This is a genomic window from Marinobacter sp. tcs-11, assembly GCF_002049515.1.
Classification (GTDB): Bacteria; Pseudomonadota; Gammaproteobacteria; order Pseudomonadales; family Oleiphilaceae; genus Marinobacter; species Marinobacter nauticus.
On the sequence record NZ_LLYU01000001.1, the window covers coordinates 93,143 to 108,599 of the forward strand.

Consider the following 15,457-nt stretch of genomic DNA (forward strand, 5'->3'; position numbering starts at 1 on the left):
CAGTTTGTTAAAAGCTGTATACCAAACGCAGGTCCGGAACAGGTTTTTGTGTAAACAAGCCCGTCATATCAGAGTCATACGTCTAAATACGTATCGGCCGTCATGTAAACGACTTGAGGCTGTGTCAGACTAAGGTCTGAACATTCAGCTCATGAGCAAGCATGCATGAAACGGCTTTTTCTTATCCGCCACGCCAAATCGAGCTGGAACGACGACAGCCTCTGCGACCAGGAACGCCCGCTGAATAACAGAGGCCAAAGCCAGCTTGCGCCGCTCGCGCGGGCAATGAAATGCCTGGGCGCGCTGTCCGGTGCCATTTATGCAAGCCCCGCTGTGCGAGCCCAGCAAACGCTGGCAGGTGCACTCAGCGTCAACGACCAGCCGGCCCATGTCCGCACCGAAGATGAGCTTTACACCTTCGACTTCCGGCGTCTATTACGCTGGCTGCAGAATCTGGATAACGCTCAGAACCGCATCACCCTCATCGGCCACAACCCGGCATTACTCGAACTGGCCGCCTTTCTGGTACCCCAGGCTCCGTTCGAATTGCCAACCGCCAGTATCCTGGAGATCCGGCTGCCGGTAAGGCACTGGAAGAAAGTGGACAAAAACAAGGGTGCACTGAAAACCTTCCTGACGCCTCGTGATTTCAGTTACAACGAATTCCGGCGCAAGAACCGAAAAGCCAGTCCCGGCGCCACTGAACTGGACCAGAACACACTCCCGGAGGTTTTGCAGCAGCTGAACAATCAGTTGGAACTGCTGACCCCGGGGGTCATTCTGGGGCTGGATGACGAATTTCTGCACCAGTACCGCATTGCCCTTCGCCGCAGCCGGGCCATTGCCGAACCCCTGGCCGAGATTACCGGCGATCGCCAACTACAGGAGCATATTCGCGAACTGAAGCGACATGCCCGGGCCACCAGCGCCCTGCGGGATCTGCACGTATTTCTTCAGGATATCCCCGAGCTGTGCCACGACAACCCGGAACTCTGCACCACGCTGACCGACTGGGCGCGGCTCAGGGCATCTAAAGCACAGCGCAAACTGGCCAAACGCCTTGGCCAGAAACGCTATCGTCAAAGTCTAGAGCGCTGGCACGGCTATATTGAATCCAAAGCTTTTCATAAGCTGGCTGGAGAGCTGCGAAAAAAAGACATCCAGGTCGCCGCAAACCGGCGCCTGAAACAGTTCAACCGGAAAACCGCAGAACTGCTTCATACCGCCCCGGATGAAGCCCTGCACCAGCTGCGCAAGGCCCTAAAGCGTATCCGATATCTTCTGGAGCGGGATGCCCGGCACGGCAAGCCAACACTGAAAGAACTGCGCCAGCGACAGGATCTGTATGGCCGTTTCCAGGATCTGCATGTCCAGATCGAGCTGACCCGGCGATTCCTCGCCGACCATCCGGAGTGCGACGGGGTGTCACTGACTGGCAAACTTGAGCAAGAGAAAGCCAATACCCGCAGGCAAATACTGGCTATGGGAGGGCTGAACGTCTGAGGCCTCAAGAAGAAGGTTCGGGCCGAGCTTGGCCACCCGGACCTGTTCCGGATTCAGACCCAGATCTTCCAGCGTTTCATGGATGTCTTCGAGCGCATCCTCTTTGGGCGCCGCCAGCAACAGCTCCCGAACTGATTCCAGAACCATCTTCACAGGCACCGTCATGAAGTAGACCGAAATCACCAGCATCATTACCGGGTCGGCATACACGGCCAGCTCCGCCCAATGACTGCGTTCCAGCAGCCAGGCCGCGCCAAAACCAATCATTACGGCAGCGCTTAGGGCACTGTCCATCAGCCACTGGCGCTGTTCCGCCTGCACCAGCCCCGAACCATTGCGCAGAGTTGACCACCGTAGATACGCCCAGACCGCCAGGCACCCCACCACGTTCACCGCACCAAAGATCATTGCCATGTCCGCCGCCACGGCACGACCACCCTGAAGCAGCGACACCACCGCCGATACCAGCGACAAGATACACACCACCGCAATCACCAGACCTTTCACGGCGATCACCAAAGGCTCCACGGCCCCCATCCCGAATGGGTAATCGTCATTGGCCGGCCTGCGCACCAGACGGGCGGCATAGAGTGACAGGAGCGACAACCCGAGGCTGATCAGGGAATAGGCACCATCGAAGAGAATAACCAGGGAATCGACCCAAAGACCCCAGGTAATACCGGCGAGCGCAAACAGGCCCGCGCCCACTGCTGATAATGTCAGCGCCAGGTTTTCCCGCGCCAGAGAAGTAAACATTTTGACCTCCTGAGAATTGCTGCCATATTAGCGGCATCATTCAACAGGTGTGAGTCGCTGAGCGACGGAAAATCCGTCGCAAAGAGCAAACCATGAAAACGTCACAGATCAAGACCTTCCTCTCGGTTGTGCGCAACGGCAGCGTGGCCGCGGCAGCCCGGGAGCTGAACCGCAGCCGCACCACCGTCAGTACCGTGCTGGCGTCCCTGGAGGATGAACTGGGGGTGGAGCTGTTTGAACGCAGCGGCAATCAACTGCACCTGACGGCCATCGGCCAGTCCATCCTGACCGACTGCCGCCGATTCGACCAGGTTGCCAGCCAGATCAGGGCTCGCTGCCAGCACCACCTGAGTGGTGCCGAATCGGTCCTGCGCATTGCCCGGGACGATGCCATTCCGGAAGATATCTGGCGCGACATTCTGCGCCGGCTGAAACAACGCTTCCCCCAGACCAGCCTGTCGGTTTACCTGGCCTCGCCCCGGGAACTGGCGCCGCTGGTTCGCAACCAGTCCGTGGATGTGGCCTATGGCCTGATGCCGGAATTGCTGAACGAAGGTTATCAATGGTTTCGGGAACTGGCTGATGTGCGCATGCTCACCGTGGCAGCTCCGGACCACCCCCTGAGCCAACTGAAAAGGGTCACTCAGGACGACCTGGTCAGCCACACGGAAATCACCCTGGCCTACATGCTCGATGCCCAACTGGTGGCCGAATCCCCGGAAACCGCCAACTACCTCGCCTTTACTCAATACGAACTGATGCGTGATGCGGTGATTGATGGCGCCGGCTGGGCGGATTTACCCTTACCCCTGATTGCTGAGGCATTGCGCAAGGAACAGCTGAAAACCATCCACCACCGCAGCGCCCGCTGGTGGAAAGTGTTCAGTGCGCTGGAGTCGGAGCAGGCGCAAGGGGGCGCCGTGGTGGGCTGGCTCGCCAACGAACTGGAAGCCTATCTGGAAACCCTGGCCTGATTGGGAGACTGAGGTCCTTCCGGACTATCCGGACGGACATCCGCTGGCGCATGGTCATCGCATTTCCGGCAATCCAGCTCAACTCCCAACATGGATTGCCGGCCTTCCACCGTGACAACCCAGGGCCGGTTTACCCAGGGCGGATCATGGCGCACGTGCTGGTTATGACCGCACGCCAGCTGCGCTACCCAGTGGTTTTCATCGTCTTTGTGATAGCCGCTGATGGGGTGTTTCATGCCGAAGCCTCTCTGTTCGATCGGCCCACCCAGGCCGACCACGAGTATATTGACAACGCCACCCAGATCATCACAAAGCTCACCAGTTTGGCCGTGCTGAGCGGCTCATGGAAGATATACAGCGCGATCAGGAACTGGATTGTGGGGTTGATGTACATAAGAAAGCCCACGGTTGACAGCTTCAAACGGCGCGCAGCCCCGGCAAAGGCCAGCAGCGGGATGGCGGTCACGGCGCCACTGGAGGCCAGTAGCAATGCACTGTAGGTGCTGTCCGAAAAGTGTGACAGCCCCTGCGACGACAGCCAGGCCAGGGTCAGCAGGCCCAACGGCAGCAATAACAGCGTTTCAACAAACAGACCGGAAAGACCATCAAGTTCCACTTTCTTGCGCATCAGGCCATAGGTGCCGAAGCTGAACGCCAGTACCAGCGTAATCCACGGCAGCTCGCCCAGCAGCAACAGCTGATAGAGAATCGCAACCGCCGCCAGACCCACCGCCGCAGCCTGCAGCCGGGAAATACGCTCACCCAGGATCAGCAGCCCCATGGCCACATTTACCAACGGCGTCAGGAAATAGCCCAGACTGGCCTGTAACACATGGCGGGTTTCCACGGCATAAATATAGATACCCCAGTTCAAGGCAATAAACACGGCACAACCCAGCACATACCCCAGCCGGCGCGGCTGTCGCAGTGCCGCCACCACCGGCGGCCAGCGCTTGAGTATCGAGATGACCACGGCCAGAAACAGGCAGGACCAGATCACCCGATGAATCAGCACCTCCCAGGAAGGGATCCCCTTGAACAGGGCAAAATACAGGGGAAAGCTTCCCCACAGGGTGTAGGCACCTAACCCATAGACCACGCCTTTGGTGGTGTCATTCAGCGGTTTCATAGCTTCCTCATTGTCCAGCCTGCCAATCTAACACAAACCCCGTCGCCAAAGGCTCATGCCTTAGTCATAGGCAACCCATAGGTGGCTCACCCGTGGCAAATGCCTTAACCTGAACGGATACACCCACGCTCAAAGGGAACTGCCATGAAGACTGCTCACGATCTTGTTGCCGAAGCCAAAAAAGACATTCAGGAGGTGCCGCTGGCCAGCGCCGAGGCGGCCATCAAAAATGCCGATTTGCTATTGGATGTGCGGGATGCCGATGAATACCGGGCCAGCCACATCCCCGGGGCCGTCAATGTTTCCCGGGGCATGCTCGAATTCAAGTTCACCAACGACCCTGCACTGGAGGACCGGCAGATGAAAATTGTGCTCTACTGCAAAACCTCCGGCCGTGCAGCACTCAGCGCTAAAGCGCTGAAAGAGATGGGCTACATGAACGCACAATCCATTGAAGGCGGCTTTGACGCCTGGCTGGAAGCGGGTAAAGAGGTCGCTCAGCCGGATCTGCCGAAATTCGAATAGAACGCTTAAAGACAACAGGCCTTGAACTTGCGGCCACTGCCACAGGGGCAAGGGTCGTTTCGGCCGGGCTTCAGGGCTCCCTCGCTGGTTTTGCCTTCTCGGTAAAACCAGCGGCCATTCTCTTTGCTGAAGTCTGACTGTTCCTCCAGATAACCCCAGCCACCACCAACACGATAGACCGCCCGGAAGTGAACCCGCCCCGTGTCTACCCCGGCACTGGAGGAGAGCACCTGCAGCGAAACCCATTCCGGTGAGCCGGAAAGATCCAGTTCGGCCGGCCGGGTATCCGGATGCCAGGTCGCCAGCAGGTAATCGGCATCTTTCACCACAAAGGCGCTGAACCGGCTACGCATCAAGGCTTCCGGTGTGTCCGCAGCGGCGCCGGCGTGGCAGGGCTGACAGCACAGCTGGTAGGCTTTTCCGCTACCACAGGGGCAGTTTTCCCCGAAACGATTCATACCTTCCGGCACCCTCATGAATCCAAAACTTCATCAGCCTTCTGGGCTCCCGGGACAGAAGACTTGAAGACCTGCTATCCCGTGCCGACCGGGCACTCTATCAATCCAAGCACCAAGGGCGGGGCCGGGTGAATCTCAGCACCGACGAATAGCCGGCTGACCAGGGAGGAAGCTGTTATTGATAAGGGTACTGCTCTGCCGGCCTTTCAGGTCCGGCCAATGCCGTAATTAAACAGGCGGTTCTTCAGTTGCAAAGGCTATGAACAGGCCTGACACTGAAACGACTCTGTGCAGTACCGACAACATTGACGCCCACCTCTTTACTGACACAGCCACCCCGATGACACTTAATTCACAAACTCAACTATTTGCGAGTATAGCAGCCTGGCGGTTGTCAGCAGTCAGTGTTTTTTTTGATATCCGTCAATTTGTACGTCAGTTCATCCCGGGCGTCTGGTGACCGCCATGGTCAGGCGCGAAATACAGGTCAGTTTGCCATGCTCGTTCTCCAGGCGGATCTCCCACACCTGTGTCGTGCTGCCGATGTGCATTGCCGTCGCCGTGCCGTATACCCAGCCTCCGGTCACAGGCCGGATGTGGTTGGCGTTGATGTCCAGGCCCACAGCCACGGTATTCCTGTCTTTCAGGCAACAGTTAGCGGCCATACTGCCCAGGGTCTCTGCCAGTACCACCGACGAGCCGCCGTGGAGAATGCCGAATGGCTGAACCGTGCGCTCATCCACCGGCATCCGGCCTTTCACGTAATCGTCACCGATTTCAAGGTATTCAATACCCATGTGACTGACCGCGGTGTTTTTGCTGGCCTCTGTCATTTGCTCAAGATTGGGGGTAACCGTCCAGATCGACATCGTGCGACTTCTCCATATTGAACTTTCGTTTCTTATAGCTGTCAGGAATGAGTCTATACAGGTAGCATGCTCATAACCACGCCTTTATAGAGCATTTTTGCATTACGACCAATCAGACCAAGAGAGGGACCTAGAATGAATAAACGTTTTGTTGCCACAGCGGTGCTTGCGGCTGCCATCTCAACCCCGGCCATTGCCCAGATGAGCGTGGAAGACCAGATCGAAACCCGCCAGGCGGCCTACCAGTTCGCCTCCTGGAATATGGGCAAAATCAAGGCCCAGGCGGTGGATGGCTCCGCAGCGTTTGATCAGAACCAGGTTGCCGCAGCAGCCAATGCCATTGCCGCCGTAGCCAACTCTGGCATGAGCGTGCTTTACAGTCGTGACAGCGCCAACGACCGGGCCGAGAACACCCGCCTCAAGCCGAATTTCTTTGAGGAGCCGATGAAGGTTCAGGAAATTGCGATCAGCTTCGTCCGTGAAGCCAACGCACTGCAGGAACTGGCCACAGCGGGTGACCAGGCCGCCATTGCACGCCAGTTCGCCAAGGTCGGCGAAACCTGCAAGGCCTGCCACGACAACTTCCGGGCCAAATAATCCAGAGGAATTACCAGCCCAGATTCTGGGGCGGTGGCGGCGGTGGCGGTATCAGCCCGCCGCTCGCCGCCCAGACCACAGCAACGGCAATTGCCAGTGCAATGGCAAATGCCAGCCAGCCACCACCGCTGGCGTCTCTCAGCTCCGGGTTCTGAACCGGCTTTCGGCCAGTCACCATTGGCTTAACCAGATTATCCTTGCGCACGTGGGTGTAAAACATCACCGCCAGTACATGAAGGGCAACCACGGCGTAAAGCCCCCACTCCGTAAGACGGTGCCAGCCGCTCAGGGTATCGCTCCAGCCTGACGACACCAGCGGGTAGAGCGGGCCGTTAAAGGCAATTTCATCGTTGGCAAATAAACCGGTAACCGCCTGAAAACCGAACAGCCCCAGCAGCAACAGCACCGACCAGGCGCCCAGCGGGTTGTGGCCTGCGCCCTTCCACTGGCCTTGCAGGTAACGGACGATCGCCCCCGGCCCCGCTACGAACTGGCCAAAACGCGCGTAGGTGGAGCCCACCAGCCCCCAGACCAGACGGAATGACAGCAGCCCGATAACCGCCAGACCAAACCGCTCATGCCAGACCATCCAGCCAGTCCCCAGCTTGACGGTCGCCACCGCGCCGACAACGGCGGCAACCAGCAACCAGTGGAACAGCCGGGTGGGGAGATCCCATAATCGAATCGTTTTCATACCAGTTCCTTTGCCAAAACACCTGTTAAACGATCACAGACAAAGGTAAGCACCCTAAGTTCCTTTAAACAGGAGCATACCGGTATAAAACGCGATTGGAGATCAATGGGCGGGTTGTTCCAGATACTTCAACACCAGGTTCTCCCGAATACCTTCACGCTCAATCAGCTTCAGGGCAGCCCTGATGTCTTCTGCGTATTTACGCGCAGGCGACTGCTCGGAAACCGCAATCCAGGATCGTTCACCCGGCACGAAAAACGGTGAAATACTCGCGTCGATACCGAGGGCTCGCAGCGTGTACTGCCCCACCAGCTCCGGGGCCACCACCACATCAACCCGCCCTCGCTGAAGCATCTTCATCAGGTTTTCGTAGTGGGCTGCAGACTCTTTTTTCAGGGCCTGGTCACGATCAAACCGGGTAAAGTAGCGGGCGCCCTCCAGAATACCGATAGTTTTTCCCTGCAGGTCGCTGTAGCGCTCAATACGGTTCTGCTCATTCAGGTAAAAGAACAGCCGCCGTTCCGGCGGAAAAGCCGGCGCCACGAAGGTCATGAATTCTTCCCTTTCTTCCGTGCGCAGCGGTCCCAGCATGACATCTACCTCTCCCCTGCGCATCAGCAACAGTACGCGCCGGAATGGTGCCTCCCGATACTCAACACGCCAGCCTAGCCGGTCTGCAATTTCCTCGAATATGTCTAGATACAGACCGGTTTTACGGGACGGCTCAATTATCCGGTAGGGCGGCGAGTGGTCAACGCCAACAGTCACCGTCAGTGGCTCAACCGTTTCGGTGCCCTGCTGTGACAGAACCAAGGGCGCCCATAGCAGCATCAGCATGCCGGCAAGCCCGCTTTTCAAGGCAATCCACCTCATAAATCCGTCCTGTTCCATGGCGTTACATGTGCTATGACCATCCTGCCAGTATAACCGTTAATGAGCATCCAATATGCCAGGGCCAACGTACTAACGGTTGAAAACCGAGCGATCATCACAATTTGATGTAGTGAGACCAATGAAACACACCCGGACTCCCGACAGGAGGGTCGACTGGTATGAAGATTCTGATGGTACTAACCTCCCACGACCAGATGGGCGACACTGGCCATAAAACCGGTTTCTGGCTGGAAGAATTCACCTCGCCATTCTACGTGTTCAAAGACGCAGGCGCCGATATCACCCTGGCATCCCCAAAAGGCGGCCAGCCGCCGGTTGACCCCAACAGCGAGGCCGAAGAGGCACTGACCGAGTCCACCCGGCGCTTTGCCGGAGACACCCACGCCAAAGAAATGCTGGCCAGCACCAAAAAACTGGCCGACGTGGACATGAATCAGTACGACGCCATTTTCTACCCCGGCGGCCATGGCCCACTCTGGGATCTTGCCGAGGACGACAAGTCCGTCGCCCTGATCAAAACCGCCTACGAGCAGGACAAGGTGATCGGCGCGGTGTGCCACGCTCCGGCCGTGTTCAAGAATGTGTTCGTAAAACCGGACCAGAACATCGTAGGTGGCCGCGAAGTCACTGGCTTCAGCAACACCGAAGAAGACGCCGTACAGCTCACCGACATCGTGCCCTTCCTGCTGGAAGACATGCTCAAGCAGAACAACGGCCGCTACAGCCGGGGCGATGACTGGGCACCGCACATCGTGGTGGACGGCAAGCTGATTACCGGCCAGAACCCGGCGTCCTCTGAGGGTGCCGCCAAGGCTGTGTTGCAGGCTTTGCAGGAAGGCTGACAGTGTCCTGAAGCATGAAAGCAAAGGGGAGGCCGGCGGCCTCCCCTTTGTGGTTTCAGAACACTGGCGCGAACACGGCTGGTCCGGTCAGAAGTGAATCACAGACCGGATGCTCTTACCCTCGTGCATCAGGTCAAACGCTTTGTTGATGTCTTCCAGCTTCATCTCGTGGGTGATGAACACATCCAGCGGGATTTCGCCTTTCTCGGCTTTTTCCACATAGGATGGCAGCTCGGTACGGCCTTTCACGCCGCCAAAGGCGGAACCGCGCCATACCCTGCCTGTCACCAGCTGGAACGGGCGGGTGCTGATTTCTTCACCGGCACCGGCTACGCCGATAATGGTGCTTTCACCCCAGCCCTTATGGCAGGCTTCCAGCGCGGCGCGCATCAGCTTCACGTTGCCCACACACTCGAAGGTATAGTCGGCACCGCCGTCGGTCATCTCGATGATGACTTCCTGGAGCGGCTTGTCGTAGTCGTTGGGGTTAACCACATCGGTAGCACCCAACTGTTTGGCAATGTCGAACTTGCCGGGGTTGATATCAATCGCAATGATGCGGCCGGCCTTGGCCATGGTCGCGCCGATGATCGCCGCCAGGCCGATGCCGCCCAGGCCAAAGATGGCGACCGTAGCGCCTTCTTCAACCTTGGCGGTGTTCAGCACCGCCCCAATGCCGGTGGTGACGCCGCAACCCAGCAGGCACACCTTGTCCAGGGGCGCTTCCTTGGGAATCTTGGCCAGGGAGATTTCCGGCAGCACGGTGTATTCAGAGAAGGTGGAACAGCCCATGTAGTGATACAGCGGCTGGCCCTTGTAGGAAAAGCGCGAGGTGCCATCGGGCATCACACCCTTGCCCTGGGTTTCGCGCACGGCGCCGCACAGGTTGGTCTTGCCGGAGGTGCAGAATTTGCACTTGCCGCATTCGGCGGTATACAGCGGGATCACGTGGTCACCCACTTCCAGGCCGGTCACTCCCGGGCCTACGGCTTCAACAATGCCGCCGCCCTCGTGGCCGAGAATGGTCGGAAACAGGCCTTCGGGATCGGCGCCGGACAGGGTGTAGGCATCGGTATGGCACACGCCGGTGGCCACGATCTTCACCAGCACTTCGCCTTCTTTGGGCGGAGCCACATCCACTTCCACAATTTCCAGCGGTTTGTTGGCTTCAAATGCCACAGCTGCGCGGGATTTGATCACGTTCAGTCTCCTGTTGTCCGGTTCGGCCGGCCAGCGCCGACATTGATACAGTTCACAACTCTAGCACAGCTCAGAGCTGTCCGGACTTTAGTTTCCTATGTCATCAATAGCGGCCAGTACCGCTCTGGCGCCATCGCGGATTTCGGCGATCACCGCCTCGGCATCCTCGGATTGCCGGCGACCTTCCACCGCCACATCCAGAACCTCGGCAATCTGCGTTTCCACGCCACCAGACAGTTCCAGAATGGTGTGAATCACATCGGCAATTTCATCGGTGGCTGTGCCTGTTCTGGCCGCCAGCTTGCGTACTTCGTCGGCCACCACGGCAAAGCCGCGGCCATGCTCTCCGGCGCGGGCGGCCTCAATGGCGGCATTCAAGGCCAGCAGGTTGGTCTGGTCCGCGACGCCGGCAATGGTATCGACCATTTTCTCGATGCTTTGCGACCGTTCGTTCAGATCAGCAATCAGAGCCCGGGCTTTGTCGACGCCCGCTTCAATGCGTTCGGCAGTGGTTTTGGACTGGCGCAGGGCCTCATCCGCCTTGCCGATAATATTCGCGGTCTGGGTGGCGGTGGATGATGCAATCGCTGCCGCATCCTGGATCTGCAGTGATTTTTCCACCCGTTCGGTAATGTCACTGGCAAACTTGATCACTTTAGTGACACGGCCACGCTCGTCCAGTATCGGGTTATAGCTGGCTTCGAGCCACAGGTCGCTGCCGTCTGAGCGCAGGCGATGAAAACGGCCACTGCGGAACTGGCCACTGGCAAGACCCTTCCAGAAATCGGGATTATCCCGGTAAAAGCCCGGATCACAGAACATCCGGTGGTGTTTGCCCTCAACCTGGCTCAACCGGTAACCAGTCGCGGCAAGGAAATTGGCATTGGCGGTAATGATGGTGCCGTCCGGCTCGAACTCGATGATTGCCATGGAGCGGTCAACGGACTCAAAGACCGCTTGCTGGTCCCGCAGGCGCTCCTGTTTCGCGGTGACATCCGAGGCAATTTTCATCACTCGCTGCACCCGGCCATCGTTCCCATAAACCGGGAAGTAGGTTGCCTCCAGCCAGAGTTTGCCGCCATCCTTGCGCCGGCGCGGGAAGGTATCGGTCTGTGCCTGGCCAGCCCGGATTCCATCCCAGAACTTCCGGTACTCGGCCGAGTTTGCCACTTCACGATCACAGAACAGACTGTGTTGTTTTCCAACCACCTCATCCCGGTGGTAGCCCACCACCTCAAGAAACAGATCGTTTACATCCACGATCAGCCCATCGGTGGTAAATTCAATCGTCGCCACCGCGTGGCGGATAGCGCTGTACACAGCCTGGCACTGGCTAGCTCGGGCCTGGCAGTCGGCCATGTCTTGCTTTTGCTTTCGGGTCAGGAACATCGTCGTTTTACTCTTACATTGATCGGTAACCACTGACATCCTGTTCCGTGGGTAGCGTTATATCGGCGCCCCGAGGTATTCCTGCATTGGGTTTTCAGATCCTTTTCGAATCAGCAGGCGTACCACTCAACGGTTTACTATCTAACGGCGAGGTGTATACGTTGCATACCCTTTACTGGTTTACCCGCGACCTTCGATTACACGACAACCCGGCGTTGTTGGCTGCGGCCCGTTCAGACATGCTGCTGTGTGTCTTTGTGGTCGACCCGCGCTGGTTTACCGGTGACCGGTTCCAGTGCCGTGCCCTGGGGGATCATCGCTGGCGCTTCCTGTGGCAAAGTCTGATGGCACTGGAACGCAGCCTGCGGCCCATGGGGCAGCGGCTTCATATCGCCTGGGGCGAACCGGAAGTCGTTCTGCCGGCGCTGGTCCGTGAGCACGGCGTGCAGCGTTTGATTCGCTCACGTTTACCGGGCACCGAAGAAGCCGGGCAGTGGCAGGCCCTCAAAACCCGATTACCGGAGGCGACGTTCCAGCAGTTTGAAACCCTGGGCATGTTCACGGAAGGCCAGCTTCCCATGGAACTGGCAGAGCTGCCCGATACCTTCTCGCAATTCCGCAAGCAGGTGGAAAAAACCGAGCAACCGGACCACACGCTCAGGATCCGAACCGTCAGCGCCCTGCCACCACCCCCGGGATTCCCCGAAGATAACCGGGGCCAGTGCCCGCCGATACCGGAACCGATACATCGGTCACCATTCACCGGCGGTGAGGAAGCCGGCCTGGCACAGCTGCAGGCCTTCGTGTTCGAGCAGCACCGCATTGCCGATTACAAGGAAACCCGTAATGCGCTGGACGACTGGGGCTCATCTTCCAAGTTCTCGCCCTGGCTGGCGAACGGCTGCCTGTCGGTAAGGGAAGTCGCCGCCGCCATCGAAGAGTATGAACGAAAGCACACCCGCAACGATTCCACCTACTGGCTCTGGTTCGAACTGCTCTGGCGCGAATACTTCTACTGGTATGCCCTCAAACACGGGAGTCGGTTGTTTCGTCGCGATGGTGTTCAGCGTAAACGCCGCCCGGTGACCTTCTATGGCCATCGATTCAAGGCCTGGTGCGAGGGCAATACCCAGTACCCGATTGTCAACGCGGCCATGAATCAGTTGCGGGAAACCGGCTATATCAGCAACCGCGCACGCCAGCTGGTAGCCAGCTGCCTGATCAATGAACTGGAACTGGACTGGCGTTACGGTGCCGCCTGGTTCGAACAGCAATTGGTGGATTACGATGTTGCCAGTAACTACGGAAACTGGCAGTACCTGGCCGGCGTCGGCGCCGATCCCCGCGGGCTCAGGCAGTTCAATCTGGACAAGCAGGCGCAACAGTACGATCCTGAGGGGGCCTTCGTGCATCGTTGGCAAGGCGAGGCTCTACAACCAGTGGGCCTGCATACCGTAGACGCAGCAGACTGGCCACTATCATGACGACATCTGTAAGCCATCCGGAGAAAGTACTGGCCCGGATTCTGGATACCAGCCAGCCAGACACGCTCCTGTGTTGCGGCGATACCGCCAGCCGGGTGAGCCAGTTGTGGCACGGGCAGCGGGAAGCCGTCCGCTTGCTGACACTGGAGACTTCCGACCCGAACGCCCGACTGCCACTGGATTCGGTGCCCGATCTGGCCATCATCACCGAGACTCTGGAACATCTCCCCTACGAAGAAGGGGCGCTTTTACTGGGTCAGTTACGCAACTACGGCACCCACCAGATTGCGGTACTGGTGTCCCAAACCACAGACTGGGGTTTTACCGACTTCATCGCCCTCGGCTTTCAGCGTCACGCCGATATCGAAAGCGAGAACGGCGCACTCACGCTCTATACCTACAATCTGGATACTTACAATCATAAACGGGCCTGGAACAATCCCGATAACTGGGCCAATCCGGAAATGTGGGGAAAAGCGTGGTGGTAGAAACAAATTCGAAATCCTTGAAGCCCAGTACAATCCGCATCGGTACTCGTTACCGCGCCAGCCGGCTCAAAGGACCCTATGATGCCGTGGTGATCGGCTCCGGTATCGGCGGCCTGACCACCGCCGCCTGCCTGTCCAAAGCCGGCTACAAGGTTCTGGTGCTGGAACAGCATTACACCGCTGGCGGTTACACCCACAGCTACGCCCGCAATGGCTACGAGTGGGATGTGGGTGTGCACTACATCGGCGACATGGGCGCGCGCCACACCCTCGGCCGCCGGCTGTTCGATTACATTACCGACGGCAAGCTCGAATGGGCGCCGATGGACGAGAACTACGACCGGTTCTTTCTGGGCGACAAAGTGGTCAACCTTCGGGCCGGCAAGGAAGGCCTGAGGCACTCGCTACTGACGTCCTTCCCGGACGAAGAAGAGGCCATCGACCATTACCTGGCTCTGCTCGGCAAAGTGGCCGATGGCATGCAGTGGTATACCCTGTCCAAGCTGTCGCCCGCTCTGGCAGGCCCACTGGTCTCCCGGGGGCTAAAGACAGTGCTGCCGGACTGCTTCAACCGCACCACCTATGACGTATTGCGGGAACTGACCGATAACGAGGAGCTGATTGGCGCCATTACCGGCCAGTGGGGGGATTGTGGGGTAACCCCGAAACAGTCGAGCTTCATGGTGCACGCACTCATTGCCAAACATTATCTGTACGGTGGTTTCTACCCCGTGGGCGGCGCCTCGGAAATTGCCAAAACCATCATCCCGGTGATTCAGTCTGGCGGTGGTGACGTGCTCACCTACGCCGACGTGAAAGAGATCCTGGTCGAAAAGGGCAAAGCCGTGGGTGTGCGCATGGCCGATGGCCAGGACATCCGGGCACCTTTGGTGATCAGTAACGCGGGTGTGATCAATACCTTCGAGCGTCTGCTACCCGAGTCCGTCGCAGACAGTATTGGCTATCCCGGCAACCGGAAACACATCAAGCCCTCAATGCCCCATATCGGTCTGTATATAGGCCTTAAAGGCACACCCGACCAGCTCGGCTTGCCGCGCACCAACTTCTGGATTTACCCCAGCGCCGACCACGACGGCAATGTACAGCGGTTCCTGCAAAGCCCGGAATCCGAGCCCTTCCCGGTGGTCTATATTTCCTTCCCCGCCGCCAAGGATCCGGATTACCAGAACCGCTGGCCCGGAACCTCCACCATCGAGATTGTGGCGCCCACCACCTGGGAAATGTTCGAGCCGTGGCAGGGCTCCACCTGGGGCAAACGGGGCGAGGATTATGAGGCTCTGAAGGCTCGGATCACCGAGCAGCTTCTGGAAGTCATGTACGAAAAACTGCCCCAGCTTCGAGGTAAAGTCGACTATGTGGAAACCTCCACACCACTGTCGACCGCCTGGTTCTGCCGCTATGAGCAGGGTGAGCTGTACGGGCTGGACCACACGCCAGAACGTTTCGAGCAACGCTGGCTGAGGCCGAAAACCGACATACCCGGCCTGTACCTCACCGGGCAGGATATTCTTACCTGTGGCGTAGTCGGAGCAATGATCGGCGGGCTGGTTACAACCCTGGCGATTCGCGGCCTGAAAGGTGCGGGACTGGCCAAACGGATTTTCGTGGGCTGATGCCCTTGGAATCCCGTAAAC

17 protein-coding genes and 1 pseudogene are annotated in these 15,457 nt (G+C 58.3%); 8 read left to right on the forward strand and 10 right to left on the reverse strand.

Going from position 1 to position 15,457, the window contains the following annotated elements:
* Positions 1-165: 165 nt before the first annotated feature.
* The gene (locus ARC85_RS00410; protein ID WP_286714117.1) at positions 166-1,503 is read left to right on the forward strand and encodes a CHAD domain-containing protein; all 1,338 of its coding nucleotides are present in this window, start codon (positions 166-168) and stop codon (positions 1,501-1,503) included.
* Here the strand turns inward: ARC85_RS00410 and ARC85_RS00415 are convergent.
* Positions 1,426-2,259, reverse strand: coding sequence for a cation diffusion facilitator family transporter (locus ARC85_RS00415; RefSeq protein ID WP_228285611.1), 834 nt, complete (start codon positions 2,257-2,259; stop codon positions 1,426-1,428). The genes ARC85_RS00410 and ARC85_RS00415 overlap by 78 nt on opposite strands.
* Before the next feature lie 92 nt (positions 2,260-2,351).
* Between ARC85_RS00415 and ARC85_RS00420 the strand changes: the two genes are divergently transcribed.
* A complete protein-coding gene (locus tag ARC85_RS00420; protein ID WP_022993354.1) occupies positions 2,352-3,233 on the forward strand; it encodes a LysR family transcriptional regulator in 882 nt (293 codons plus the stop codon).
* Here ARC85_RS00420 and ARC85_RS00425 read toward each other — a convergent pair.
* A complete protein-coding gene (locus tag ARC85_RS00425; RefSeq protein WP_041654470.1) occupies positions 3,212-3,469 on the reverse strand; it encodes a DUF3565 domain-containing protein in 258 nt (85 codons plus the stop codon). The genes ARC85_RS00420 and ARC85_RS00425 overlap by 22 nt on opposite strands.
* Positions 3,466-4,362, reverse strand: coding sequence for an EamA family transporter RarD (gene rarD / locus ARC85_RS00430; RefSeq protein ID WP_014420262.1), 897 nt, complete (start codon positions 4,360-4,362; stop codon positions 3,466-3,468). The genes ARC85_RS00425 and rarD overlap by 4 nt, the downstream gene beginning before the upstream one ends.
* A 144-nt stretch (positions 4,363-4,506) precedes the next feature.
* On the opposite strand from rarD, the gene ARC85_RS00435 reads away from it, so the two are divergent.
* Positions 4,507-4,887 carry a rhodanese-like domain-containing protein gene (locus ARC85_RS00435; RefSeq protein WP_286714118.1) on the forward strand — a complete coding sequence of 127 codons (381 nt, stop codon included), beginning with the start codon at positions 4,507-4,509 and terminating at the stop codon, positions 4,885-4,887.
* 5 nt (positions 4,888-4,892) lie between these two features.
* Here the strand turns inward: ARC85_RS00435 and ARC85_RS00440 are convergent, their stop codons facing one another.
* Together ARC85_RS00440 and ARC85_RS00445 are read right to left on the reverse strand one after the other, a co-directional pair.
* Entirely contained in the window at positions 4,893-5,345 is a 453-nt protein-coding gene (locus tag ARC85_RS00440) for a YchJ family protein (protein ID WP_286714119.1), read from the reverse strand.
* 440 nt (positions 5,346-5,785) lie between these two features.
* Complete coding sequence (locus tag ARC85_RS00445; protein WP_286714120.1) at positions 5,786-6,214, reverse strand: hotdog fold thioesterase; 429 nt, start codon at positions 6,212-6,214, stop codon at positions 5,786-5,788.
* A 135-nt stretch (positions 6,215-6,349) separates the two neighbouring features.
* Between ARC85_RS00445 and ARC85_RS00450 the strand changes: the two genes are divergently transcribed.
* Positions 6,350-6,811 (forward strand): c-type cytochrome, encoded by a 462-nt coding sequence (locus ARC85_RS00450; RefSeq protein WP_286714121.1) that lies wholly within the window; start codon positions 6,350-6,352, stop codon positions 6,809-6,811.
* Between the two features lie 10 nt (positions 6,812-6,821).
* On the opposite strand, the gene ARC85_RS00455 is transcribed toward ARC85_RS00450, so the two are convergent.
* Entirely contained in the window at positions 6,822-7,505 is a 684-nt protein-coding gene (locus ARC85_RS00455) for a cytochrome b/b6 domain-containing protein (RefSeq protein WP_226597483.1), read from the reverse strand.
* 102 nt (positions 7,506-7,607) lie between these two features.
* Complete coding sequence (locus ARC85_RS00460; protein ID WP_286714122.1) at positions 7,608-8,378, reverse strand: substrate-binding periplasmic protein; 771 nt, start codon at positions 8,376-8,378, stop codon at positions 7,608-7,610.
* Between the two features lie 179 nt (positions 8,379-8,557).
* On the opposite strand from ARC85_RS00460, the gene ARC85_RS00465 reads away from it, so the two are divergent.
* Entirely contained in the window at positions 8,558-9,241 is a 684-nt protein-coding gene (locus ARC85_RS00465) for a type 1 glutamine amidotransferase domain-containing protein (protein WP_286714123.1), read from the forward strand.
* An 87-nt stretch (positions 9,242-9,328) separates the two neighbouring features.
* Here the strand turns inward: ARC85_RS00465 and ARC85_RS00470 are convergent, their stop codons facing one another.
* The 3 genes and pseudogenes from ARC85_RS00470 to ARC85_RS19695 form a co-directional block, all read right to left on the reverse strand.
* The gene (locus tag ARC85_RS00470; RefSeq protein ID WP_041654464.1) at positions 9,329-10,441 is read right to left on the reverse strand and encodes an S-(hydroxymethyl)glutathione dehydrogenase/class III alcohol dehydrogenase; all 1,113 of its coding nucleotides are present in this window, start codon (positions 10,439-10,441) and stop codon (positions 9,329-9,331) included.
* An 87-nt stretch (positions 10,442-10,528) separates the two neighbouring features.
* Positions 10,529-11,095, reverse strand: coding sequence for a methyl-accepting chemotaxis protein (locus ARC85_RS19690; protein WP_502688007.1), 567 nt, complete (start codon positions 11,093-11,095; stop codon positions 10,529-10,531).
* Positions 11,069-11,869 (reverse strand): annotated as a pseudogene (locus ARC85_RS19695) (PAS domain-containing protein); the annotation flags it as partial. The pseudogene ARC85_RS19695 and the gene ARC85_RS19690, both read right to left, overlap by 27 nt.
* Positions 11,870-11,991: 122 nt before the next feature.
* Between ARC85_RS19695 and ARC85_RS00480 the strand changes: the two are divergent.
* The 3 genes from ARC85_RS00480 to ARC85_RS00490 are packed head-to-tail and all read left to right on the forward strand — an operon-like array spanning position 11,992 to position 15,436.
* A complete protein-coding gene (locus ARC85_RS00480; RefSeq protein ID WP_206855797.1) occupies positions 11,992-13,314 on the forward strand; it encodes a DASH family cryptochrome in 1,323 nt (440 codons plus the stop codon).
* Complete coding sequence (locus ARC85_RS00485; RefSeq protein ID WP_278349817.1) at positions 13,311-13,802, forward strand: DUF6231 family protein; 492 nt, start codon at positions 13,311-13,313, stop codon at positions 13,800-13,802. Before ARC85_RS00480 ends, ARC85_RS00485 begins: the two co-directional genes overlap by 4 nt.
* Positions 13,793-15,436 (forward strand): phytoene desaturase family protein, encoded by a 1,644-nt coding sequence (locus tag ARC85_RS00490; RefSeq protein ID WP_286714125.1) that lies wholly within the window; start codon positions 13,793-13,795, stop codon positions 15,434-15,436. Before ARC85_RS00485 ends, ARC85_RS00490 begins: the two co-directional genes overlap by 10 nt.
* Positions 15,437-15,457: the final 21 nt, after the last annotated feature.

Bases quoted from the DNA above. Each gene is read 5' to 3' on its own strand.
- ARC85_RS00410 (WP_286714117.1), top strand. From the start codon at position 166: ATGAAACGGCTTTTTCTTATCCGCCACGCCAAATCGAGCTGGAACGAC.
- ARC85_RS00415 (WP_228285611.1), bottom strand. From the start codon at position 2,259: ATGTTTACTTCTCTGGCGCGGGAAAACCTGGCGCTGACATTATCAGCA.
- ARC85_RS00420 (WP_022993354.1), top strand. From the start codon at position 2,352: ATGAAAACGTCACAGATCAAGACCTTCCTCTCGGTTGTGCGCAACGGC.
- ARC85_RS00425 (WP_041654470.1), bottom strand. From the start codon at position 3,469: ATGAAACACCCCATCAGCGGCTATCACAAAGACGATGAAAACCACTGG.
- rarD (WP_014420262.1), bottom strand. From the start codon at position 4,362: ATGAAACCGCTGAATGACACCACCAAAGGCGTGGTCTATGGGTTAGGT.
- ARC85_RS00435 (WP_286714118.1), top strand. From the start codon at position 4,507: ATGAAGACTGCTCACGATCTTGTTGCCGAAGCCAAAAAAGACATTCAG.
- ARC85_RS00440 (WP_286714119.1), bottom strand. From the start codon at position 5,345: ATGAATCGTTTCGGGGAAAACTGCCCCTGTGGTAGCGGAAAAGCCTAC.
- ARC85_RS00445 (WP_286714120.1), bottom strand. From the start codon at position 6,214: ATGTCGATCTGGACGGTTACCCCCAATCTTGAGCAAATGACAGAGGCC.
- ARC85_RS00450 (WP_286714121.1), top strand. From the start codon at position 6,350: ATGAATAAACGTTTTGTTGCCACAGCGGTGCTTGCGGCTGCCATCTCA.
- ARC85_RS00455 (WP_226597483.1), bottom strand. From the start codon at position 7,505: ATGAAAACGATTCGATTATGGGATCTCCCCACCCGGCTGTTCCACTGG.
- ARC85_RS00460 (WP_286714122.1), bottom strand. From the start codon at position 8,378: ATGAGGTGGATTGCCTTGAAAAGCGGGCTTGCCGGCATGCTGATGCTG.
- ARC85_RS00465 (WP_286714123.1), top strand. From the start codon at position 8,558: ATGAAGATTCTGATGGTACTAACCTCCCACGACCAGATGGGCGACACT.
- ARC85_RS00485 (WP_278349817.1), top strand. From the start codon at position 13,311: ATGACGACATCTGTAAGCCATCCGGAGAAAGTACTGGCCCGGATTCTG.